The sequence below is a fragment of the Kocuria marina genome (genome assembly GCF_000786655.1).
GTDB lineage: Bacteria > Actinomycetota > Actinomycetes > Actinomycetales > Micrococcaceae > Kocuria > Kocuria marina_A.
In genome coordinates, this window is sequence record NZ_JROM01000055.1 from 24,554 (window position 1) to 47,809 (window position 23,256).

At 69.6% G+C, this 23,256-nt stretch carries 16 protein-coding genes and 1 tRNA gene; 3 read left to right on the forward strand and 14 right to left on the reverse strand.

Annotation, left to right across the window (positions count from 1 at the left end):
- Positions 1 to 8: 8 nt before the first annotated feature.
- From secA to AS25_RS11645, 10 genes are all read right to left on the reverse strand, one after another.
- Positions 9 to 2,783 (reverse strand): preprotein translocase subunit SecA, encoded by a 2,775-nt coding sequence (gene secA, locus AS25_RS11600; protein ID WP_035965284.1) that lies wholly within the window; start codon positions 2,781 to 2,783, stop codon positions 9 to 11.
- Positions 2,784 to 3,050: 267 nt separating this feature from the next.
- A complete protein-coding gene (hpf, locus tag AS25_RS11605) occupies positions 3,051 to 3,755 on the reverse strand; it encodes a ribosome hibernation-promoting factor, HPF/YfiA family (protein WP_035965286.1) in 705 nt (234 codons plus the stop codon).
- Positions 3,756 to 3,837: 82 nt separating this feature from the next.
- On the reverse strand, positions 3,838 to 4,725 hold the full coding sequence (locus AS25_RS11610; RefSeq protein WP_156960984.1) for a ComF family protein: 888 nt from the start codon (positions 4,723 to 4,725) through the stop codon (positions 3,838 to 3,840).
- A gap of 94 nt (positions 4,726 to 4,819) precedes the next feature.
- Positions 4,820 to 6,610: an LpqB family beta-propeller domain-containing protein gene (locus AS25_RS11615; RefSeq protein WP_253270568.1), complete on the reverse strand. Its 1,791-nt coding sequence runs from the start codon at positions 6,608 to 6,610 to the stop codon at positions 4,820 to 4,822.
- Positions 6,607 to 8,472 (reverse strand): MtrAB system histidine kinase MtrB, encoded by a 1,866-nt coding sequence (mtrB, locus tag AS25_RS11620; protein ID WP_035965288.1) that lies wholly within the window; start codon positions 8,470 to 8,472, stop codon positions 6,607 to 6,609. Before mtrB ends, AS25_RS11615 begins: the two co-directional genes overlap by 4 nt.
- Positions 8,469 to 9,155, reverse strand: a complete 687-nt coding sequence (gene mtrA, locus AS25_RS11625; RefSeq protein ID WP_035965289.1) for an MtrAB system response regulator MtrA — start codon at positions 9,153 to 9,155, stop codon at positions 8,469 to 8,471. The genes mtrB and mtrA overlap by 4 nt, the downstream gene beginning before the upstream one ends.
- An 85-nt stretch (positions 9,156 to 9,240) precedes the next feature.
- Complete coding sequence (locus tag AS25_RS11630) at positions 9,241 to 10,251, reverse strand: hypothetical protein (RefSeq protein WP_035965291.1); 1,011 nt, start codon at positions 10,249 to 10,251, stop codon at positions 9,241 to 9,243.
- On the reverse strand, positions 10,248 to 10,634 hold the full coding sequence (locus AS25_RS11635) for a chorismate mutase (RefSeq protein ID WP_035965292.1): 387 nt from the start codon (positions 10,632 to 10,634) through the stop codon (positions 10,248 to 10,250). Before AS25_RS11635 ends, AS25_RS11630 begins: the two co-directional genes overlap by 4 nt.
- 67 nt (positions 10,635 to 10,701) lie before the next feature.
- Complete coding sequence (mnmA, locus tag AS25_RS11640) at positions 10,702 to 11,856, reverse strand: tRNA 2-thiouridine(34) synthase MnmA (protein WP_084118189.1); 1,155 nt, start codon at positions 11,854 to 11,856, stop codon at positions 10,702 to 10,704.
- 167 nt (positions 11,857 to 12,023) lie between these two features.
- Entirely contained in the window at positions 12,024 to 13,253 is a 1,230-nt protein-coding gene (locus tag AS25_RS11645; RefSeq protein ID WP_035965294.1) for a cysteine desulfurase family protein, read from the reverse strand.
- A gap of 186 nt (positions 13,254 to 13,439) precedes the next feature.
- Between AS25_RS11645 and AS25_RS11650 the strand changes: the two genes are divergently transcribed.
- Positions 13,440 to 13,904: a tRNA (cytidine(34)-2'-O)-methyltransferase gene (locus tag AS25_RS11650; protein WP_035965296.1), complete on the forward strand. Its 465-nt coding sequence runs from the start codon at positions 13,440 to 13,442 to the stop codon at positions 13,902 to 13,904.
- 96 nt (positions 13,905 to 14,000) lie between these two features.
- On the opposite strand, the gene AS25_RS11655 is transcribed toward AS25_RS11650, so the two are convergent.
- Positions 14,001 to 15,470, reverse strand: coding sequence for a S1C family serine protease (locus AS25_RS11655; protein ID WP_035965297.1), 1,470 nt, complete (start codon positions 15,468 to 15,470; stop codon positions 14,001 to 14,003).
- 286 nt (positions 15,471 to 15,756) lie between these two features.
- Between AS25_RS11655 and AS25_RS11660 the strand changes: the two genes are divergently transcribed.
- Together AS25_RS11660 and AS25_RS11665 are read left to right on the forward strand one after the other, a co-directional pair.
- Positions 15,757 to 17,784: a TPM domain-containing protein gene (locus AS25_RS11660; protein WP_035965298.1), complete on the forward strand. Its 2,028-nt coding sequence runs from the start codon at positions 15,757 to 15,759 to the stop codon at positions 17,782 to 17,784.
- A 79-nt stretch (positions 17,785 to 17,863) separates the two neighbouring features.
- On the forward strand, positions 17,864 to 18,619 hold the full coding sequence (locus AS25_RS11665; protein WP_035965300.1) for a PspA/IM30 family protein: 756 nt from the start codon (positions 17,864 to 17,866) through the stop codon (positions 18,617 to 18,619).
- Positions 18,620 to 18,820: 201 nt separating this feature from the next.
- On the opposite strand, the gene AS25_RS11670 is transcribed toward AS25_RS11665, so the two are convergent.
- The 3 genes from AS25_RS11670 to AS25_RS11680 all read right to left on the reverse strand — a co-directional run bounded on the left by AS25_RS11670 (position 18,821) and on the right by AS25_RS11680 (position 23,255).
- Positions 18,821 to 18,897, reverse strand: a tRNA-Met gene (locus AS25_RS11670).
- A gap of 189 nt (positions 18,898 to 19,086) precedes the next feature.
- A complete protein-coding gene (locus AS25_RS11675; protein WP_035965302.1) occupies positions 19,087 to 22,065 on the reverse strand; it encodes a UPF0182 family membrane protein in 2,979 nt (992 codons plus the stop codon).
- Between the two features lie 107 nt (positions 22,066 to 22,172).
- Positions 22,173 to 23,255 (reverse strand): YlbL family protein, encoded by a 1,083-nt coding sequence (locus AS25_RS11680; RefSeq protein WP_035965304.1) that lies wholly within the window; start codon positions 23,253 to 23,255, stop codon positions 22,173 to 22,175.
- Position 23,256: the final 1 nt, after the last annotated feature.

Sequence of the window (23,256 nt, forward strand, 5' to 3'; positions counted from 1 at the left end):
GCCGGGCCTCAGCGCCGCTTGCCCCGCTTGGTCTTGCCGCCGCCCTTGCTGGACTTCCCCCGACGCTGGGCACGGTTGGCCCCCTCGCCAGCGGAGGTGGCGCCGTCGGCATTCGGATCCCCGGTCGACGGCGCGGGCTCGGCGTCCGCGGCGTCGTCGTCGGAGGACGCCCCAGGCTCGGACTCCACGGCCGCGCGCGGCGTGCCGTCCTCGTCCGGGGCGGTGTACTGCAGGAACGCGGGACGCTGGGGCGTCGTGAGCTCCACGGCACCGCCGTCCGCACCGGTGCGCTGCTTGCGGACCTCCAGGTTGAACAGCGTCACCACGGTCTGCTCGCGGATGGCGGCCATCATCTCCTGGAACATGGCGTGGCCCTCGCGCTGGTACTCCACGAGCGGATCGCGCTGGGCCATGGCGCGCAGCCCGATCCCCTCCTTGAGGTAGTCCATCTCGTAGAGGTGCTCGGGCCAGCGCTGACCGATCACCGAGAGCAGCACCCGGCGCTCGAGGTTGCGCATGGCCTCGGAACCGAGTTCGTCCTCGCGTTCCTTGTAGGTGACCGCGGCGTCCGAGAGGATCTGCTCCTGGAGGAAGTCCGAGGTCAATCGCGGGCGGCCACCCGCCTCCTCGAGGATCTCGTCGCGGGTCAGGGACACGGGGTAGATGGCCCGCAGCGCGGTCCACAGCGCGTCCAGGTCCCAGTCCTCGGGGTGACCCGTCCCGGTGTGCTCCGTGATCACCGACGTGATGACCTCGTCCGTGAACTGCCGGATCTGGTCCTCGATGTCATCGCCCATGAGGATCCGCTTGCGATCCCGGTAGATCACGGCGCGCTGACGGTTCAGGACGTCGTCGTACTTGAGCACGTTCTTACGCTGCTCGGCGTTGCGCCCCTCCACCTGGTTCTGCGCGTTGGCGATACCGGAGGTGATCAAACGACCCGTCACGGGGACGTCGTCCGGGGCAATCGCCATGAGCCGCTGCGCCGCACCGGGGTTGAACAGGCGCATGAGGTCGTCCGACAGGGACAGGTAGAACCGGGATTCCCCCGGGTCCCCCTGACGACCGGAACGCCCGCGCAACTGGTTGTCGATCCGGCGGGACTCGTGGCGCTCCGTGCCCAGCACGTAGAGCCCCCCGGATTCGAGGACCTCCTCGTGTTCCGTCTTGGTCGCGGCCTCGCATTCCGCGAGGACGTCGGGCCACCGCGCCTCGTACGTCTCGGCATCGCGCTCGGGGTCCAGGCCGAGTTCGGCCATCTTCTCCACGGCGTTGAACTCGGCGTTGCCGCCCAGCATGATGTCGGTGCCTCGACCGGCCATGTTGGTGGCCACGGTGACCGCACCCTTGCGGCCGGCCTGGGCCACGATCGCGGCCTCACGCGCGTGGTTCTTGGCGTTGAGCACCTCGTGACGCACACCGCGCTTGGCCAGCAAGCGCGAGAGGTACTCGGACTTCTCCACGGACGCCGTACCCACGAGGACGGGCTGACCCTTCTCGTGGCGGTCCTCGATGTCCCGCACCACGGCGGCGTACTTGGTGGCCTCGTTCTTGTAGACCACGTCTCGCTTGTCCTCGCGGGCGATGCCGCGGTGCGGCGGGATGGCCACGACGCCGATCTCGTACGTGTTCATAAACTCGGCCGCCTCGGTCTGGGCCGTACCGGTCATGCCCGAGAGCTTGTCGTACAGACGGAAGTAGTTCTGCAGGGTGATGGTGGCCATCGTCTGGTTCTCGGGCTTTATCTCCACGCCCTCCTTGGCCTCGATGGCCTGGTGGACGCCCTCGTTGTAACGCCGCCCGGACAGCACACGGCCGGTGTGCTCGTCCACGATCTTCACCTCGCCGCCCGCGACGATGTAGTCCTTGTTCGCGCGGAACAGTTCCTTGGCCTTGATCGCGTTGTTGAGGAACCCAATCAGCGGGGTGTTCTGGGACTCGTAGAGGTTGTCGATGCCGAGCCAGTCCTCGACCTTCTCGATCCCCGGTTCGAGCACGCCCACGGTGCGCTTCTTCTCGTCGACCTCGTAATCGGTCTCCCCGTTGAGCTTCTCCACGACGGTCGCGAACTCGCGGTACCACCGGTTGGCCTCCCCGGAGGCCGGTCCGGAGATGATGAGCGGGGTCCGCGCCTCGTCGATGAGGATGGAGTCCACCTCGTCCACGATCGCGAAGTTGTGCCCGCGCTGGACGAGCTCCTCCTTGGACCAGGCCATGTTGTCCCGAAGGTAATCGAAGCCGAACTCGTTGTTCGTGCCGTAGGTGATGTCCGCGGCGTACTGCTCACGCCGGGTCGCAGGGTCCTGACCGCTCAGGATCACCCCGGTCTCCAACCCCAGGAAGCGGTAGACACGGCCCATGAGGTTGGCCTGGTACTCGGCGAGGTAGTCGTTGACCGTGACCACGTGCACGCCGTTGCCCGCGAGCGCGTTGAGGTAGGCCGGCGCCGTGGCCACCAGGGTCTTGCCCTCACCGGTCTTCATCTCCGCGATGTAACCCAGGTGCAGGGCGGCACCGCCCATGATCTGGACGTCGAAGTGACGCTGGCCCAGGGTGCGGGACGCCGCTTCCCGCACGGCCGCGAACGCCTCGGGAAGAAGTCGGTCGAGGGATTCGCCGCCCTCGATGCGCTCCCGGAACGAGTCGGTCTCGGCGCGCAGCTCGGCGTCGGAAAGTTCCTTGAAACTGTCCTCGAGGCTGTTGACGGCGTCGGCGTAAGTCCTCAGCCGCTTCAGGACCCGCTTGTCCCCAGTGCGAAGAACCTTTTCCAGGAATGACGCCACGTGTGTTCGCTCCTCCGAGATCAATGGTGGGCACCGGCAGGACAGTGGGTGCACCGCCGAACAGTGTACGTGAGTCAGGCTGGGCGCCGGCCGCGTGCCCCCGCGCCGGGCACCGGGTGGCGCCCGGACGGGTAGCTGCCGAACCCCCGATGCCCGCTCGGCACGCACGGGACGGGCAGCGACCGGGTTCCCGATACCCGCTCGCCGGGCACGGGACGGGCCCGCGACGTGGTCGCGGGCCCGTCCTCGGTGCGGTGCTGCGAATACTCAGGAGGCCGCGGAGTTCGCGGTGTCGGGCTGGTATGCCCGCGCCTTCTCCTCCCCGGAGCGTCCGTCATTGCTGAGACTGATCACCCCGTACTCCCACCCCTTGCGGCGGTACACGGCGGAGGGTTCCTGGGTCTCCTTGTCCACGAACAGGAAGAAGTCGTGACCCACGAGTTCCATCCGGTCCACGGCCTCGTCCACGGTGATCTCGTGGGCGGGGAAGCGCTTGCGCCGGATCTCCACGGGGGTGGGGGCGTCGCTCAGGGGGTACTCGGTGCTGAAGGCCTCGTCCTCGGCCGCCGCGAGTTCTTCCTGGCTGGCGTACGTGGGGGTCGGTCCCGAGGGGTCCGCGGGCAGCGATCCCGTGGCCTCGTGCACGGCGATGGGCCTCTGGTGCCCGGCGCGGTGGACCTTGCGGCGGTCACGCGCTCGACGCAACCGCTCCACGAGCTTGGCGTAGGCCTCGTCGAACGCCGCGAACTTGTCGTCGTTGCGCGATTCGGCGCGCACCAGGGGCCCGCGCCCCACGACGGTGATCTCCACCCGCATGCCCTGGTGGCCGGAGGCGGCGTGATCCTTGGTGACCTTGACCTCGATGGATTGGACCTTGTCGCCGAGCTGCTGGAAGCGCTCGCTCTTCTCCTCGACGTATTCCTTGAATCGGTCCGGCAGGGTGACGTTGCGGCCTAGGATGTTCAGTTCCATGAGACCCTCCACATCTTGAGGATGACGCGGGATGTGCTGCTTTCCCACACGGGACACCTTCAATGCTTCCCGTGATCCAACGCTAGAGGAAACAACGGGGAAATTCATGGATGACGACGTCCGATGATCCTGCGTTCTCCCCCGGTGAACGCCGTACGCGCACCCCCGCGAGGGTCACGACCGCGGGTACCCTGGCCCCGGCCGCGGTCAGGGCACGGACGGCCTCGGCGGTCGTGGCGCCCGTGGTGAGCACGTCGTCCACGACCACGCACGTGAGTCCCGACATGTCCCGGGCGCGCAGGCTCCCGCGCAGCGCCCGGGTACGCTGGATCCTCCCGCGACCCTTCTGGGTACCGCGCCCGGCCACCGCTCGGTGCGTGAGGGCGGGTGCGATCCGCGACCGCGGGGGCAGTGCCGCGCCCCGCAGCAGCGTGGCGACCGGATCGAACCATCGACGACGCCGCGCGCGGGCGCTCGTGGGCACGGGCACCCAGTACAGGGTGGGCCTGTCGTCGCCGAGCTCGCGCGCCACGGTCGCCAGGGCTGCCGAGAGCACCGCGGAGAGCACCGGAGCGAGATCGGTGCGGCCGCCGTTCTTGAAGGACAGCACGCACGAGGCGAGTTCGTGCTCGTACTCCCCCGCGACGACGACCCGCACACCGGATGCGGCGAGTGCCGCCGGTGGTGTCACCGGGTGCGGCCGGGCCGTGGCGCGTCGCAGCACGATCCGACACGCCCGGCACAGTGTGGTGCCCGGGGCCGCACACACCGCGCACGACACCGGTAGCAGGAGGTCCAGGGCCTGCGCGCACCACCCGCTGACGACCGCGGCCCGACGGTCCCACCGCGCGAGAACCGGCTGGCGGCGCCAGGGTGCGCCGGCGGTGCCACGGCCCGGAGCGACGTCGTACACCGCAGGGCGAGACACCGTCGAGGAGCGGTACGGAACGACGGGGCGGGCTCGGGTCATGGCACCAGTTCACGGTGCGCGGACGGTGTCCGCCCACGGTGCGGCAGACATGTGCAGCGCGCACCGCACGGCGCACCCCCTCAGGAACGAGTGCTCACCCCGCGAACGCGGTGTCCGTGACCTCTTCGCTCTGCAGCGCCCAGGAACTGCCCGTGAGCATGTAGAGCCGCCCGTCCGAGGCGCCGTACACCGCGGCGGGCCCGTTGCCCCCGGCCAGGGAGGTCACCCCGGTCAGGGCGGGCAGCTCGTCCACCTTGCCCGCGATCGTGTACCGGCGGGGCTGCGCGTTGGTGTCCTGGTCCAGGGCGCTGGTCACGAACTCGTCCGGGCCGATCCACTGGGCGGTGTCCACGTCCACGTCCGTGGCCACGGCATTGCCCTTGGCGAGCTCGGTGGGTTTGCCGGAGGCGTCCCGCACCACGCCCGCGATCCACACGGTGGAACGCGTCGCGGCGGCGTCGGTCGTGACCACGAGTGCCCGGCTGCCCTCGCGGGAGATCCGCAGGGACGCCACGTGCTGGTCGTCGAGCCACGAGGCGGACACGGTGTCACCCTGCCCCTCCGACGACGCCCGCACGGCCCGGACGGTCCCGGAGCGGTCCGCGCCCCACACCCACCCCAGGTTGTCGAAACTCGGCCGGGTGGGCTTGTTCCCGGACCACCGCTGCCGGGGTTGCTGGCCGGGGGCCACGGTGTAGACGGTGGAACCGGCGCTGTCCACGAACCCGAAGGCCCCGGCCTCCACACCCATCCCCGGTTTGCTGAGCGTGACGCCCTCCGGCAGCGTGAGGTCCGGGATCAGCTCGGTCTGGCCACCCTGGTAGAACGCGAGCTTGTTGTCGGAGACCCCGATCTGCCGGTTGGGGACGGTCACGGCCTGGATCGGGTCGTTGTCGCTGCTGCCGGAGGTGTCCACCGGGGCGTCGTTGATCCGCAGCTCGACGTCGTCCACGTTCGGGATCGTGCGCAGGGTGGCCCGCAACTGTTGTTCCATGCGGCGTGCCTGGTTCACCTCCGCGGGGTCGAAGCTCGCGAGCGTGAGATCCACCGCGGCGGTCCCCCCGGACACCGGCACGGCCGAGCGGGACAGCGCGGCACCCTGCGGGATCGCACTGGTCACGGCGTTGCCCAGGTACGCGGCGGGCCCGCGCATGAGCGCGCGCACCGCCGCCGTGGACGTCGTGGAGCGGTTCGCGAACCACCGCGGATCCGGCACGAGGTACTTGCTGTCCTGCGCGGAGTAGAAGTAGAGATTGGTGGGCGAGAAGATCTTCTCGAAGTCCGCTTGCGGGACCACCACGCCGTCGGGCGCGCGGGAGATCCGCCACTGCCCGTCCACCGAGGTGAGCACGAAATCGAGGACGCGCGTGCTGCCCGAGGGCTGCTTGGCGAGCACGCCGTTAGCACTGAGCTCCCCGCTGACCTCCATGCTCGTGCGGAATTCGCCGTCGTTGAGCCGCGGCACCGTGGTGGGCTCCCCCGAATGGATGAGCACGCGGGTGTCCGGCTTCCAGGTCGCGGCGAGCTGCGGGGTGAGGTACTGGCGGGCCACGGAGTAGTCGTCCTGCGCGCCCACCCCGGCGGCCAGGAACCCCTCCACGATCTCCTGGGCCGTGGCCCCCACCCGGGGCCCCTGGGGATTGAAGGGCATCGCGGACTGCTGGGTCTGCTCCGTGGGCTCGATCACCTTGTGCACGGGCCCGGAACGGGGCATGGCCCCGCACGCGGACAGGGTCAGGCCCAGGACCATCGCGCACGCCAGGCCCGTGTACCGCGCCCGACGCCGCGTTCGCCCGGACCCGGCGTCGCTCACCCGGCGCGCGTCCCCGACGGCCCGGGTGGCATCCGCCCGATCACGGGTCCGATCGTGGTCTGCGGGATTCATGACTCCTCCGTCCGATCACGGTGTCGCGAGGCGCTCGAGCCCGTGCGCTCTTGTTCCGAGGCGTTCGCATCCGTCGTCGCGGCGGGCTCCCCGGTGGCCGCGCCGGCGTCCGGGAAGTCGATGAGCAGCTGGCCCGTGTCCCGGCCCTCGCTCGGGCGGACGGCCGGGGCGGTGAGCTGCAACGAACCGGTGTCGGTGACCCGCGCGGTGGATTCGCTGTGCTGTTCCGCGGGCGGCATGGGCAGCGGATTGGGCTGCTCCGGATCCAGGACCTGGTTCCGCAGCAGGGGGAGGGTGAGCCGGAAGCACGCGCCGTTGTCGGGTTCTGCCCACACCGTGAGCGCTCCCCCGTGCAACCGCGTGTCCTCCGTGGCGATCGCGAGCCCGAGGCCCGTACCGCCCACCGTGCGAGCGCGCGCGGGATCCCCGCGCCAGAACCGGTTGAAGACCTTGGTCGTCTGCTCCTCGGTCATCCCGATGCCGTGGTCGCGCACCGCCACGGACACGCAGTTCTCGTTGGCGCCCACGTAGATGTCCACGGGCTTGCTCTCCCCGTGCTCGAGCGCGTTGGTCACGAGGTTGCGCAGGATCCGGTCGATCCGCCGCTGGTCCATCTGCACCACGCAGCGGGTCAGGGTGGAGCGCACCGTGAGCTCCGAACCGCATTCGAGCACGAGCGGTGCGCACGCCTCGACGACGTCGTAGATGACGGTGAAGATGTCCGTGGACGCCATGTCCAGGCGGGCGGCGCCGGCGTCGAACCGGGAGATCTCGAGCAGGTCCGAGAGCAGCGAGTCGAACCGGTCCACCTGGTTGTGCAGCAGCTCGGCGGAGCGCCGGTTGACGGGATCGAAGTCCTCGCGCGCGTTGTAGAGCACCTCCGCGGCCATCTTCACGGTGGTCAGAGGGGTGCGCAGCTCGTGGGAGACGTCCGAGACGAAGGTCTGCTGCATGGACGAGAGCTGTTCGAGCTGGGTGATCTGGCCCTGGATGGAATCCGCCATCCGGTTGAAGGAACGGCTCAACCGCGCGGCCTCGTTGCTGCCGTGGACCTCCATGCGCACGTCCAGGTCGCCCTCGGACAACCGCTGGGACACGCGCGCCGTGCTCGAGACCGGGCGCACCACTTCCCGGGTCACGTACCACACGATGGTTCCCACGAGCAGCAACAGCGCGACCATGGACAGCAGCAGCACCGCGTGGATCGAGTCCAGGGTGGCCTGGGGGTCCGAGAAGTCGTAGACGAAGTACAGCCCGTAGCGGGAGTTCTGGTTGAGCTGGACCACGTCCCCGATCACGATGACCGGTTTCTCCGGCGCGTTCTCCGCCATGCGGGCCGAGGCCGGTTGCCAGTACGTGCCGTCCCCGTTGGCCACGCGCTGTTGCAGTTGTTGGGGCACGGTGGCGGACGTCATCCACGCGCTCTCCGTCTGCACGCCCACGAACGACTGCCCCGCCCCCTGGTCCAGGGGGATCAGGATCCAGCGGTGGTCGGTCGTGCTCGTGTCCTGGCTCAGCCCGCCCAGCGTGGAGTTGATCAGTGCCTGGACCTCGGTGCGGTCGGAGGCGTCCGAGGCGTCGAAGCTCGCCTGGGCGGTGCGGATGTCACTGCGGGCCTCCTCGAGCACCTGGTCCAGGCGGTCGGTGAACAACCGGTCCGCGATCTGGTGGGACAGGAAGCTACCCGTGGCGAGGAACGCCACGGACGTGAGCGTGAGCGCCACGGCGATCGCGCGAAACTGTAGTGACTGCCGCCAACGGCGGAAGAGCATGCGCCGACCCAGCCGGATCCTGCGGAAGCGTTTGGGTCGACGCCGCTCGGCGGGGCTGTGCGCCACGGGTCGCGCCGGGGCGGACGTCATTTATGCGCGTGTCCCCCGGCTTTGTAGCCGATCCCGCGCACCGTGAGGACCACCTCGGGGTTCTCGGGGTCGCGTTCCACCTTGGAGCGCAACCGCTGCACGTGCACGTTGACCAGGCGGTTGTCCGCGGCGTGGGGGTAGCCCCACACGTCACGCAGCAGCTCGTCCCGGCTGAACACCTGGTGCGGCGAGCGCGCCAGGGTCGCGAGCAGGTCGAACTCCAGCGGGGTCAGGGAGATTTCCTGCCCGGCCCGGGTCACGCTGTGCCCGGTCACGTCGATCACGATGTCCCCGAGCGTGATCTCCTGGGTGGCCCCGCGGTCCATGGGGCGCAGGCGCGCCTTGACGCGGGCCACGAGCTCGGCGGGTTTGAAGGGTTTGGGGACGTAGTCGTCCGCGCCGGCCTCGAGCCCGCGCACCACGTCCGCGGTGTCGGACTTGGCGGTGAGCATCACGACCGGGATGTCCGACTCGGCGCGGATCTGCTGGCACACCTGGATCCCGTCCATGCCGGGGAGCATGAGGTCCAGGAGGATGAGGTCCGGTTCGGAGGCGCGGAACACGTCCCGGGCGCCGGCGCCGTCGTAGCAGTAGACGGGCTCGAAGTCCTCGGACGCGAGGATGATGCCGATCATTTCGGACAACGCGGCGTCGTCGTCCACCACCAGGATTCTTGCTTTCATGGCCCGCTTTCGCGCTCGTCCCTGACACCCGGAGCGGCCGGGATCGGCGTCCGTGTACGCCCTCGATTCTACGGCCTGGCCGGGCTCAACCCTCGTTGCACGCCTCGGTGAGCGCGCCGCCCAGGTGCGTCACCCGCTGCAGGGCGTCCGGCAGGTGCGGCGGGGTGAGCTCGCTGATCTGCGCCGACGGCGCCAGCACGGTTCCCAGCAGAGCCGCCGGGTCCATGCCCAGCTCACGCCACGGGCCCAGCACGCGCCGCACGAGCTCGGACACGGGCGTGCGTCCGGTCACGGGGACGGTATCGAAGCACAACCGCACCCCCGCTTCGTGCAGGGCCGCGAGGGGCTCCCACTGCTCGGTGGGTCCGTCCGGCAGATCCAGCACGGCGACGTCGGCGCCGACCCGTGGGGTCCAGTCGATCCCGGCGGCGCCCGCGTCCAGGACCACGGTCTCCGCGCCCGCCGCACGGCACGCGGCCACGGCGTCCGAGAGCGTGACCCGCAGTTCATGGCGCGGCAGCGCACGCAGGGTGCGGTAGCCGCTCGCGGTCGGGATGCGCCCGGTCACCACGCGTTCCAGCTCGGGTTCCTCGAGCACCAGCACGACGCCGCGCCCGTCCGTGTTGCGCCGCAGCACGGCCACGAGGTCCGCAACACCCGAGCACCACGACTGCGCGAGATCACGGCGAGCGCCGGGATCCGACTGCAGCTTCTCCCCGTTGTGCACGTGGACGGTCGCCGCGAGGGAGACCGGGCCGAGCAGCGAGAAGGCGATGGGTCCGGTGTCCGCGCCGGATTCGGCACCCAGCACGTCCGCGACCATGTTGAGGTCGCTCTCCAGTTGCCGGCGTGCACGGCGGGAGTCGTCGCCGGGGACACCGCTGATCCGCCAGCCGTGGGGCTGCCGGTCCGCGTAGAGGGAATCGAGCACGGCGCACGTGCGGGCCGCGAGTTCGGCGTGTGGACCCCGTTCCGGCAGCAGCGGCACGGTGGACAGGTGCGGTGCGCCCAGCTCGCCGCGCAGCACGGTGAACGTCTCGAGGAGGTCCGTGCCCCGCAGGGAACGGGTGAGGGTCGCGGTGACTGCCTCGCTCATGCGTCGGTGCTGCGCTGGTGGTCCTCGGAAATGGCCTCGTGGTGGCGGATGACCTCGCTGATGATGAAGTTCAGGAACTTCTCCGCGAACTCGGGATCCAGGTGTGCGGCCTCCGCGAGTCGGCGCAACCGGTGGATCTGGGTCTTCTCGCGCTCGGGGTCCGAGGGCGGGAGGTCGTTCTCCGCCTTGAGCTTGCCCACCTGCTGGGTCGCCTTGAAGCGTTCGGCGAGCAGGTGCACGAGTGCGGCGTCGATGTTGTCGATCGTGCCGCGAATGGCCTCCAGGCGCGTCAACGCGCTGTCCGCGGGGCGGTCGGTGCCCGGTGAGTCGGTGCCCGATGAGTCGACGGGCGCGTGGTCGGCGGGGTCGGTGACTGCACTCATGCATCCACTGTAATAGTGGCGCGCCCGGCACCCGGTCGTGTGGCGGTCATGCCGCCCCACGTGGGGCTCAGGACGCCGCCGCGGCCGCGCGGTCGGCGAAGGCCGCGTCGATGGTGGCCTGGCCCAGCACACGGGTGCCCTGGTAGAGCACCATGGTCTGCCCGGGGGCCACACCGCGCTGGGGCTCGTCGAGGCGCACGCACAACCGCGGCTGCCCGTCCTGCCGGGTGAGCCACGCGCGCGCCGGCGCGGGATCGCCGTGGGCGCGCACCTGGACCGTCACGGGGAACTCGTCGGAGCGCCCGTCCACGTCCTCGGGCATTACCGCGACCTCGCGGGGCGGGAGCCCGGCCCACGACGGGCGGATCCCCTCCATGACGTCGATCGACAGCAGGGCCTCAGGCCCCACGACCACCTCGTTGGTCTTGGGCCGGATCTCCAGGACGAACCGGGGCTTGCCGTCCGGGGCGGGCCGGCCGATGTGCAGACCCCGGCGCTGACCCACCGTGTAGGCGTGCGCGCCGCGGTGCTCACCGAGTTCGGTGCCCTGGGAGTCCACGATCCTCCCGGGGGCGAGCTCCATGTGGTCCTCGAGCCACCCGCGGGTGTCCCCGTCCGGGATGAAGCAGATGTCGTGCGAATCGGGCTTCTTGGCCACGGACAGCCCGCGCTCCTCGGCCTCGGCGCGCACCTGCGCCTTGGACGGGGTCTCGGCCAGGGGGAAGATCGCGTGCTCGAGCTGCTCGGCGGTGAGCACACCCAGCACGTAGGACTGGTCCTTGGCCCAGTCGGCCGCGCGGTGCAGTTCCTTGCGCCCGTCCGCATCCTCCACGACCTTGGCGTAGTGACCCGTGCACACGGCGTCGAAGCCCAGGGCGAGCGCCTTCTCGAGCAGGGCCGCGAACTTGATCTTCTCGTTGCAGCGCATACACGGGTTGGGGGTACGCCCCGCGGCGTACTCGGCCACGAAGTCGTCCACGACGTCCGCCTGGAACCGTTCGGAGAAGTCCCACACGTAGTACGGGATGCCCAGCTTCTCGGCCGCGCGCCACGCGTCGCGGGAGTCCTCGATCGTGCAGCAACCACGGGCACCCGTGCGCAGCGTCCCCGGAGTGCGGGACAATGCCAGGTGCACCCCCGTGACGTCGTGACCCGCGTCCACGGCGCGCGCCGCGGCCACCGCCGAGTCCACACCGCCGCTCATCGCTGCCAGAACACGCACGTCAATTCCTCCAGGTCCGTCGAGGGTCGAAAATTGTGGGTCGAACCGGTTTAACAACCAGCGCACCGCCGGGGCTATTCCCGACGGCGCCGCAGTTCCCGGCCGCACTGCTGTTCCCGACGACGCCGCAGTTCCCGGCCGCGCCAATGTTCCGGGGGCGGCGTCGCTCAGGACGCGAAGCCCGGGACGTGCCCGGACAAGCCCGCGGTGTGGGCGCGCTCGTAGACCTCCGCCACGGCGGCCAGCACCGCGGCGACGTCGTCCGGGGTGCTCGAGTGTCCCAGGGAGAAACGCTGGGCACCGCGCGCGGCATCCTCGGGCACCCCCATGGCCAGCAACACGTGGGAGGCGCGCGGGACGCCCGCGTTGCACGCCGATCCCGTGGACAGCGCGACCCCCGCGGCGTCGAAGAGGAAGAGCATCGAATCGCCCTCGCACCCGGGGAACGTGAAGTGGGCGTTGCCCGGAAGCCGTGTGGGGTGCGCCCACTCGTCCTCGGGGGCGCCGGGCTCGGGCCCGCGCAGCACGGCCTGCGGGACCCGTTCGCGGATCCCGGCCACGAGGGTGTCGCGCAATTGCGTGCGACGCACGAACTCGGCGTGCGCATCACGCCGGGCGGCGTCCACCGCGGCACCGAACGCGGCCGCACCCGCGGCATTGACCGTGCCGGAGCGCACGCTGCGCTCCTGACCCCCGCCGAAACTCGTGGCGGCCAACGTCACCGTGCGGGGGGCGTACAGGGCGCCCACGCCCATGGGGCCGCCGAGCTTGTGTGCGGACACCGCGAGCGTGCTGATCCCGGGCAGGTGCGCGTCCACGGGCACCGCGCAGAACGCCTGGACGGCGTCCACGTGGAAGGACACCCCGGCCCGGTCGCACAGGGCCGCGAGCTCGGCGATCGGCTGCACGGTGCCGACCTCGTTGTTGGCCCACATCACGGTCACCAGGGCCAGCTCGTCCCCGCGGCGCTCGAGCAGCTCCCGCAGGTCGTCGGGGTCCACCCTGCCGTCCGCATCGACCTCGAGCCACGCGAGCTCGGCGCCCTCGTGCGTGGCGAGCCACTCGGCGGCCTCGGACACCGCGTGGTGCTCCACGGTGGACAGCGCGATCACGGTGCGACGCGGATCCGCGTCCCGGGCCGCCCGGAACAGCCCGAGCACGGCCATGTTGTCCGCTTCCGTCCCGCCGGACGTGAGGATGATCTCGACCGGTTCCGCGTTCAACGCGGCAGCCACGCTGTCCCGCCCGGTCTCCAGGGCCATCCGCGCGGAGCGGCCTCCAGAGTGCAGGGACGCCGGGTTGCCGCCGCGCTGGGCCTGCGCCACGTAGGCCTCGACGGCCTCGGGCAGCATGTCGGTCGTGGCGGCGTGATCCATGTAGACGCGCGGTGTGGGCATGGGTCCAATTCTAGGCGCGCCCACCGCGGCCCTCCCTCGACCGCGCACCTCCGGTGCGACCTCCCCGGCGCACCTCCGGTGCGACCTCCCCCAGTGCACCGCCGGTGAGACCCCCGGCTGCGTCGATGCAACGCCCCACGCCCCGCCGGTGCCGTGCCGCGCGCGGACGCGCCTACACTCGCAGCCATGCTGCATTTCGTCTTCCACACCCCCGAGATCCCCGGCAACACGGGAAACGCTATCCGCCTCGCGGCCTGTACGGGCGCCCGCCTGCACCTCGTGGAGCCCTTGGGCTTCACGTTCGGAGACGCCCACCTGCGCCGGGCGGGGTTGGACTATCACGATCTCGCGGTCATGGACGTGCACCCCAGCGTGGAAGCACTGTGGGACGCGCTCGGGGACGCCCGGGTCCTCGCGTTCACGTCCCACTCGAGCACCCGCCACACGGACGTGACCTACCAGGACGGGGACGTCCTGCTATTCGGTCGCGAGTCCACGGGGCTGCCCGCCGACGTCCTCGAGGACGAGCACGTCACCGAGCACGTCCGGATTCCCATGCTGCCCGGGCGCCGCTCACTCAACCTCGCCAACTCCGCGTCCATCGCGCTCTACGAGGCCTGGCGGCAGTTGGGCTTCCCCGACGGCGTGTGATCCCGCCACGACGACGGCGCTCGCCGGGTGCCGTGCGTATGCACACCCTGCGAGCGCCGTCGCGAACTCCATCGGTGCGGCCGGAGCCGCGGGCGCCTACTTGCCCGATTGCTCGGCGGCGTTGCCCACGGTGACCTTGGCCGTGTGCTCGTCCCCGCCGCGCCGGTAGGTGACCTCCGCCTCCGTCCCGGCCGCGAGTTCCCGCACGCCGGCGGTGAGGGCGTCCGCGTCCGTGATGCGCTTGCCGTTGAACTGCGTGATCACGTCGTTCGCGCGCAACCCGGCGTCCGCGGCCGGGGAGCCGTCCTGCACGCTGCGCACGAGGGCGCCCGCGGAGAACTGCTCGGTGTTGCTGCCCGACGGGGTGTAGGCGGAGACCGAGGCGCCCAGGTACCCGTGCGTGGCCTTGCCGTGCTGGATGATCTCGTCCGCGACCCGCTTGGCGGTGTTGGACGGGATCGAGAACCCCACGCCGATGTTGCCGGCCGTGCTCGAACCGTTCGACGACGAACCCGCCGCGGACGCGATCGCCACGTTGATCCCGATCACCTGACCGTTCGCGTTCACGAGGGCACCGCCGGAGTTGCCGGGGTTGATCGCGGCGTCCGTCTGGATCACGTTGAGGTACACGCTGGACTGCGCGTTGCGCGAACCGGACTGCCCGTTGTCGGGGAAGTTGAAGAAGAAGTCCTGCGGACCGCGCGGGCTCGGGCTGGATTCGCTCGGGGTCTCCGGGGCTGCCGAGGACGCGACGGCGATCGTGCGGTTGAGCGTGGAGACGATGCCGTCCGTGACGGTCCCGCTCAGTCCGAGCGGTGAGCCGATCGCGATCGCGGTGTCCCCCACGTTGAGCTTGCTCGAGTCACCGAACTCCGCGGGCGTGAGACCGCTCGGGTCCACCTTGATCACCGCGAGGTCCGATTCGGGGTCCGTGCCCACGAGGCTGGCCTTGCGCACGGACCCGTCCGAGGTCTGGACCTCCAGGTTGGCGTCCGAGCTCGCACCGTCCAGCGTGACCACGTGGGTGTTGGTGAGGATGTGTCCCTGGTCGTCCAGGATCACACCGGAGCCCGTGCCCGCGCGGCCCCCGGCGGACGCGGAGATGGTCACCACGGACGGGGAGGCCTTGTGGGTGGCCCCCGTGATCTGGTTGACCGATTCCGTGTTGTTCACGATCACCGGGGAGCTGTTGCCCGCCGCGGACACGCCGTTGTTCTCGGCGAGGGCGCCGGTCCCCACTGCGGTCCCCGCACCGATCAGCCCTGCGAGCACCATCCCGGCGACCAGGGCACCCGCAGAGAACTTGCGCTTGGGCGTCGTGGCGGTCGCAGCACCACCGGCCGGTTGCGACGCCGCGGTGTAGCCGTCCTGACCACCGGGATAGGTGCCGTACTGGTAACCCCCGGTGGCGCCGGGGTGTTCGCCCGCGGGCGGGATGGGTTGGGTGTCCTGCGCGTGCCACGGCGAACCCTGGCCGGCGCCCTCCGTCCCGGAGCCGTACTGGCCGTACCGGGGCACGGGACGCTGGGGATCGCCGCCCGCACGGGGGTCATAGGAATCGGCCATGTTCTCTCCTTCAGGACTGTGACAGGACGTCGAGGGATCGTGTGTCTGGATGCGGATACCGGGACCCGCCCGGCGGCTTCCGGTGGCCCAGTATGCCCGGGCGTACTGAGCCGCGGCTGTGAGAACTGGCCGATTCCTGCACGTTGTCTGGCGATCTCCGGGACGCTCGCTGATCTCGTGATCGCATTGTCCGTTCAGCGTAGTCTGTGATTCGGACGATCATCATGTCCCGGGGACGATCCCCGGGCGGGCGTCCGCCGGGCTGAGATCGATTGGAACGAGGGTCATGAATTCACACACCGTTTGGCGCCGCGCTGTTTCCGCGACCGTACTCTCGGGAGTGTGCTTGTTCGCGGCGCCCGCCGCCCTGGCCGAGCCCCCTCAGCAGGTGGACCCCGGCACACGGATCGTGGATTCGGCCAACGTCCTGGGCAACACGTCGCAGTTGCAGGACGAGATCAACAGGGTCGCCAGCGAACACAACATCACGCTCTACGTGGTGTACGTGGACCGGTTCACGAACCCCACCGATCCCGGTCAGTGGGTCCAGGACTTCGCCCGGAACAATGGTTTCGGGACCAATGACGCCGTGCTCACCGTGGCCACCGAGACCCGCCAGGCGCGGTTCGTGGCCAACTCGGCGGGTCCCCTGTCCCGCTCGGACACCCAGGAGATCTACAACGAGAACATCGTCCCGGCCCTGCGCAACGGCAACTGGGACGCCGCCGCCCAGGGGGCCGTGAAGGGGATCGACTCGAAACTCGGCGGGGTGAGCCTGAACGGGGCCGGCGGTGTGGTCGGCGGGGTCGTGGTGCTCGGCGGGCTCGCGGCCGCGGGCGTGGGCGTCGCGTCGCTCATGCGCGGGCGGCGTCGTCGCGCGGATGCACCCCAGGCCCCGGAACCGCACAACGGCAGCAGCGCGCCGCAGCGACCGCTCGTGCCCCTGCCCGAGCTGCACAAGCGCGCGGGTTCGGCGCTCGTGGAGGCGGACAACGCGATCCAGCACTCCGAGCAGGAACTCACCTTCGCGCAGCTGCAGTACGGCCGCGAGCAGACCCAGCCGTTCGAGCACGCACTCGCGCGGGCCAAGGAGCATATGCGCGCGTCCTTCGAGCTGCAGCAGAAGCTCGAGGACCACATCCCGGACACCGAGGCGGACCAGCGCGCGTGGCTCGGGGAAATCATCGAGCGCTCCAACCAGGCGCGCGGCTCCCTTGCGGAACAGGAACAGAACTTCTCGCAGTTGCGTCAACTCGAGACCCGCGCCCCCGAGGCGCTCGAGGACGTGCGCCATGCCGTGGCCGGTGTCCAGCCGCGCCTGCAGGACGCCGAGTCCTTGCTCGTCTCGCTGCACGCAACGTACGACGATGCCGCTCTGGCCCCCGTGCGGGACAACGGCGAGCAGGCACGCGAACGCCTCGAGTTCGCCGAATCCGCGATCGCCCAGGCCCAACAGCACCTGGACGCGGGACAGGTTTCCCAGGCCGTGCTCAACATCCGAGCCGCGGAGGAGGCGCAGGGCCAGGCCGAGGGTCTGATCACCTCGGTGGAGAACGCCCGCCGGGAACTGGCCAAGGCCGAGGAGTCCCTCAAGGACGCCGTGAGCATCGCCCAACGGGACGTCGCCGAGGCCGAGGGACTGGTCCAGCAGGGCTCCCGTCCCGAGCTCGCGGGTGCCGCCGCCGGGGTGCGCTCCGTGCTGCAGACCGTGACCCAGAACATGCGTTCCGGGCGCTACGACCCCATGGGCTCCGCCCGCCGGCTCGCGCAGGCCAAGGCCGAGCTCGACAAGGGCCTGGACGACGTCCGTAGCGCGAACGACCGCGCCCGCTCCGCGCGCGAGACCCTGTCCCACGCGCTCGTGAGCGCGCAGGCGAGCCTGACCACCGCGTCCGACTACGTGTGGGCGCGCCGCGGCGGTGTGGGCGCCCGCGCGCGCACGGAACTCGCGGAGGCCGAACGCCACCTGGAGATCGCGCAGCAACTGCAGAACTCTGATCCCGAGCGGGCACTCAACGAGGCCAACCAATCCATCCGCCTCGCGGACTCCGCACAGCGCTCCGCACAGACGGACGTGGACGAGTTCTACAACTCCCCCATGGGCTACGGCGGCATGGGTTACGGCCGGCGCAGCAACGGCCTCGGTGGTGCCATGCTCGGCGGGATCCTGCTGGGCGGGATCCTCAACGGCGGCATCGGCGGGGGCCACTACGGCGGCGGAGGCGGTGACTTCGGCGGCGGTTTCGGCGGCGGGGGCGGCGACTTCGGCGGCGGCTTCGGCGGCTTCGACGGCGGTGTGGGCGGGAACTTCTGACCCCCTCCGGGTGAGCGACGCACCCGCCGCCCCGTGACAGATTTCAGTTTTGTCCGAGATACGAGAAGAGGAGAACACCATGTCCAAACAGTCCATTTTCGGGCGGATCGCTCAGCTGGCCAAGGCGAACATCAACGCGATGATCGATTCCGCGGAGGACCCCCAGAAGATACTGGACCAGATGGTCCGCGACTACACCGAGAACATCCGCGAGGCGGAGTCCGCCGTGGCCCAGACCATCGGTAACCTCCGCTTGCTCGAGAAGGACCACGCCGAGGACGTCCAGGAGGCCGCCCAGTGGGGTAACAAGGCACTGGCCGCGTCCAACAAGGCGGAGGAGTTCCGTTCGTCCGGCAAGGAGAGCGAGGCCCAGAAGTTCGACAACCTCGCCAAGGTCGCGCTGCAACGTCAGATCCAGTCCGAGAGCGAGGCCCGCGGGGTCGAACCCCAGATCGCGTCCCAGACCGAGGTCGTGGAGAAGCTCAAGGACGGGCTCAACACCATGCGTGGCAAGCTCCAGGAGCTCTCCGCCAAGCGTGACGAGCTGGCCGCTCGCCAGAAGACCGTCCAGGCCCAGGCCCAGGTGCAGGACTCTCTCAAGGCGTTCGACGTCATGGACCCCACGAGCGAGGTCTCCCGGTTCGAGGACAAGATCCGCCGCGAGGAGGCTCGCGTGGCCGGCCAGCAGGAGCTCGCCGATTCCTCCCTGGACCGCCAGTTCGAGGCGCTCGAGGACATGGGTCAGCAAACCGAGATCGAGGCGCGGCTCGCGGCACTCAAGGCCGGCAACGCCACCACGGACGGCGAGAAGATTGTGTCCTCCGAGGAAGTCTGAGTCACGGCCGACCCGTCCGGTGAGGTGGCCGCAGCATTCAGGGCCTCATCCCGCGGCTGAGCAGACACCCCCGGCGTGAGCTGACGTGGAGCAAACGCGGCATCGCCTGCTGCGTTTGCTCCACTGCTTGTCGCGACGTAGCCCCGGACATGTGTCCGGACATGCCAGAAGCCCGGTTTCCTGGGAAACCGGGCTTCTTCGTGGTTGCGGGGGCAAGATTTGAACTTGCGACCTCTGGGTTATGAGCCCAGCGAGCTACCGAACTGCTCCACCCCGCGGCGACATCCTCAACTATACGGAGGGTGAACGGATCGTGCAAATCGGGTGTCCCCCGGCGCGGATCCGCACGGGACAGCGCCCCGATGGCGAGGGGCAGTGAGGACAGGGGCGGCGACAAGGGGGACGGTGATGGCGAAGGGCGGTGACCAGGAGAACCCGATCACCGCCCTTCGGGCGTCTCCCCTGGATTACGGGGTGGCACCGTCCTGACGCATGGCCTCGTCGATGGCCTGCTTCAGCCGGTCCTGGGCCTCGCCGTACTGCGTCCAGTCACCGTCCCGGCGTGCCCGATCCGCTTCCTGCATGGCCTGGTTGGCGTTGTCCAGAGCCTGCTGCAGGGACGTGGAGCGCGGCGACGGGGTCCCGGAGGGCTGTGGCGAGGGGCTGGCCGACGCGCCGTCGTCCACCGCGCCGGTGCGCCCGTCGCCGCCCTGGGCGGCCTCCGCGGCCTGGTCGTTCACGCCGGCCCCGGTGTCCGTGGTGGCACCGGAGTTACCGCTGAAAACCTCATCCAGAGCGCCGTCGAGCGTGGGGGCGAATCCGACCTTCTCACCGAAGCCCACGAGGACGCGGCGCAGGGTGGGGTAGGCGGCATCGCCGGAGGACTGCACGTACACGGGCTGGACGTAGAGCATGCCCCCGCCCGCGGGCAGTGTCAGCAGGTTGCCGTTGATGACCTCGGACGCACCCTGACGCAGCAGGTTCAGCTCCTGGGACACATCCGTGTCCGAGTTGAACAGGTTCTGCGCCTGGCCCGGACCGGGCACCACCGAGGAGCGCGGCAGTTCGAGCAGCCTCAGCTTGCCGTAGTCCTCGCTCTTGACGCCGTCCTCACCCGTTCCGGCGTCCGCGTTGGCGGAGAGGTATCCGTACATCACGTTACGGGTGTTGCCGGACTCGTTCTGCTGCGGGATGAAGGACGAGGTGAGGGAGAAGTTCGCCTTGTCCTCACCCGGCATGCGCATGGAGAGGTAGTACGGCGGCTGCGGGACGTCCCGGTTCTGCTGGGTGGGGTCGTTGGGGACGGACCACACGTCGTCGCTAGCGTAGAAGCTGTTCGCGTCCGTGACGTGGTAGCGGTTGAGCAGCTCACGCTGGACCTTGAACATGTCCTCGGGGTAGCGCACGTGGGCCATGAGGTCCGCGGACATCTCCGAGTACGGCTTGAGCGTGTTCGGGAAGACCTTCTGCCACGACTTCAGGACGGGGTCCTGATCGTCCCACGCGTAGAGGTCCACGGAACCGTCGTAGGCGTTGACCGTGGCCTTGACCGAGTTACGGATGTAGTTCACGCGCTCGGGCGGCAACGCCGCGGCGGTGCCCTGCGCGGTCTGGGTGTCCTGGGTGGCGTCCTGGAGCACGGACGGCGTGGAGTACGGGTAGGACGCCGCCGTGGTGTAGGCGTCCACGATCCACACGACCTTGTTATCCACGATCGCGGGGTACGGGTTGCCGTCCACCGTGAGGTAGGGGGCCACCTTCTCCACGCGCTCACGCGGGTTGCGGTCGTAGAGGATCTGGGACTCCGGGCGCACCGCATCCGAGAGCAGCATGTCCGTGGACTGGAACTTGATGGAGTAGGACAGCTTGTTGAACCAGTTGCCCACATTGGGGCCGCCGTTGCCGGCGAACGTGGTCTTGGCGTCCTGGGCGTCCCCGTCGTTGGTCTGGGGGCGGTCCAGCTCGAGCGGCGGGTCCTCCGGGGAGCCACCCACGATCGAGTACTCGGGCGAGTTCTCCCCGAAGTAGATCCGCGGCTCGTAGTCGTTGGAGATCTCACCGCGGGACGGGATGCCGGCCTGCATGAACTGGGGCTTGCCGTCCGACTGCACGCGGGAGCCGTACGCGGCCACCACGCCGTAGCCGTGGGTGTAGACCACCGACTGGTTGTACCAGCCCTGGATCTGGTCCGGGTTCAGTTCACGGGTCGCGATGACCGTGTCCTGGGTCTGGCCGTCGATCGTGTAGCGGTCCACGTTGAGCATGTCCGAGAACTGGTAGTACGGCCGGAACTGCTGCAACTGGGCGAACGCGGAGGAGACCACGTTGGGGTCCAGCAGACGGATGTTGGAGGTGGTCTCGGTGTCTTGACGCAGCGCACCCTGTTCGGTCTGGGTCGTGGCGTCGTACGGGGTGACCTCGGTGTTGTCCAGACCGTAGGCCTGCCGGGTCATGGTGATGTTGCGCTGGATGTACTCGTTCTCGAGCGCCTGCTCAGTGGGGGTCACCTGGAAGCGCTGGATGGCCCACGGGTAGAGCCCGCCGGCCACCACGGCCACGACCACGAGCATCGCGGCGCCGATCAGGGGCAGCTTCCAACGGCCGATGAACCCGGCCACCACGAACAGGATGGCCACCAGGACCGCGGCGATAGCCAGGATGCCCTTGGTGGGGATCACGGCGTTGACGTCGGTGTACAGCGCACCGGTCCACTTGCCCGAGTTGGAGGTCAGGGTCGCGTAGCGGTCCAGCCAGAAGTTCACGGCCTGCAGCGCGAGGAACGCGGCCACGATGGAGCCCAGGTGCACGCGCGAGGAACGGGTCGTGGCGATCCCTCGTTCGTGGATTCGGATGCCGCCGTAGACGTAGTGCATGAGCAGCCCGGCCACACCGGCGAGCAGCAGGGCGGTGACCAGGAAGCCGATCAGCAGCCGCAGGAACGGGAGGGTGAACACGTAGAAGCCCAGGTCCAGGTCGAACTGGGGGTCGGTCTGCCCGAACGGTTCCTGGTTGAAGAACAGCAGCACGGTCTGCCACTGGGACGCGATCGTGGAAGCGGCGAACAGACCGAAGATCACCGGCACGGCCACCATGACGATCTTGCGCACGGGGTCCAGCGCCTGCTGGTACTTCTGCATGTTGTCGCTGACCTGGCCGGTGTCCCGGGGGCGGTTGCGGTACGCGAGCCACAGGCTCAGGAACATGAGCGTGGCCACGATCACGGCGGAGATGATGAACAGACCGATCATCGCGAGGTTACGGGTGACGAACACCCGCAGGTAGCCGAGCTCCTCGAACCAGAGGATGTTCGTGTAGACCTGGGTGAACCCCACGAACAGGGCGATGAGGACCACCACCGCGATCACCGTGGGCAACAGGGCCCCGTGTTTCTTGCGGCCCGCTGCGGACCCGCTGGGTGGACGTGGGGATGTGGATCCGGCGGTCACTGAATACCTCTGAATTCCCTGGGCGCGGATGATGATCTGTCAATGATCAGTGTCCACCCTATTGTGCTGGCCCCCGTCGCGGCATGCAATTTCACCGCCCCGGGGTGTCACCGGGTACCGCAGGACGGCAGCTCCGCGGCCGATCCCGATGCCGCTTTCTCGACCCCTTCCACGGCATCTCCCAGTGTCTTCACCTCGATCACCGTGAGACCGTCCGGCACGTGCCCGGCCACCTCACCGCAGTTGTCCGATGGGGCCAGGAAGTACGTGGCACCGGACTCCGCTGCGCCCTGCAATTTCTGTCGGATCCCGCCGATGGGACCGACCTTGCCGTCCGCCGAGATCGTTCCGGTACCCGCGATGTGTTCGTCGCCCGCCATGGATCCGGGGGTCAGTTCCTCGATGATCCCCAGCGCGAACATCATCCCGGCGCTGGGTCCACCCACCTGGTCCAATTGGAAATCCACGTCCACGGGGAACTCGTATATCGGTACGAGGTACACGCCGAGCTGCCACCGCTGCGAGTCCTCGTCCCGGGTCAGCTTGACGTGTTCGGTGACCGTCCGGCCGTCCCGGCGCACGACGACGTCCGCTCCCCGCTCCCCCGCGGCGTCGAGCTGCTCGCGCAACCGCTCGAGGGAGGTGGCCTGTGTCCCGTTCACGGAGAGAATCCGGTCCCCGGCCCGCAGGGCGCCGTCCGCGGCGCCACCGGGGATCACGGCGTGCACGGTCAGCGTGGTGGTGAACGGCTTGCCCAGGTGGTTCAGCGCGGCCGCCACGGAGTCCTCCTGGGAGGTGACCATGGCCGCGGCGTTGGACTCGTCCAACTGCTGGCCCGTGGTGTCCGGCGGGTAGAGGGTGTCCTCCGGGATCACGGCATCGGAGGGGTCCAGCCAGCCCAGCAGCGCGTTGATGGAGTTGAGCCGCCCGGAGGGTCCGCCCGTGACGTACACGGTGGTCAGGTCCAATCGGCCGTCGCTCGGGTAGGTCGGGGCACCCGTGATCTTGACGAGCTGCTTGTCGTCGTGGCTGCCCACGGTGTTGAACGTGGGTCCGGCGGATTCCACGACGTACGGCGCGGGCAGCACCACGCCCGCGAGCAGCAGCACCGTGGTCCCCGCGAGCGCGACCGACGGCAACGACCGGCGGCGGAGGAATCCGCGCCGCGCCCCCTTCTGCTCACCCGTCACG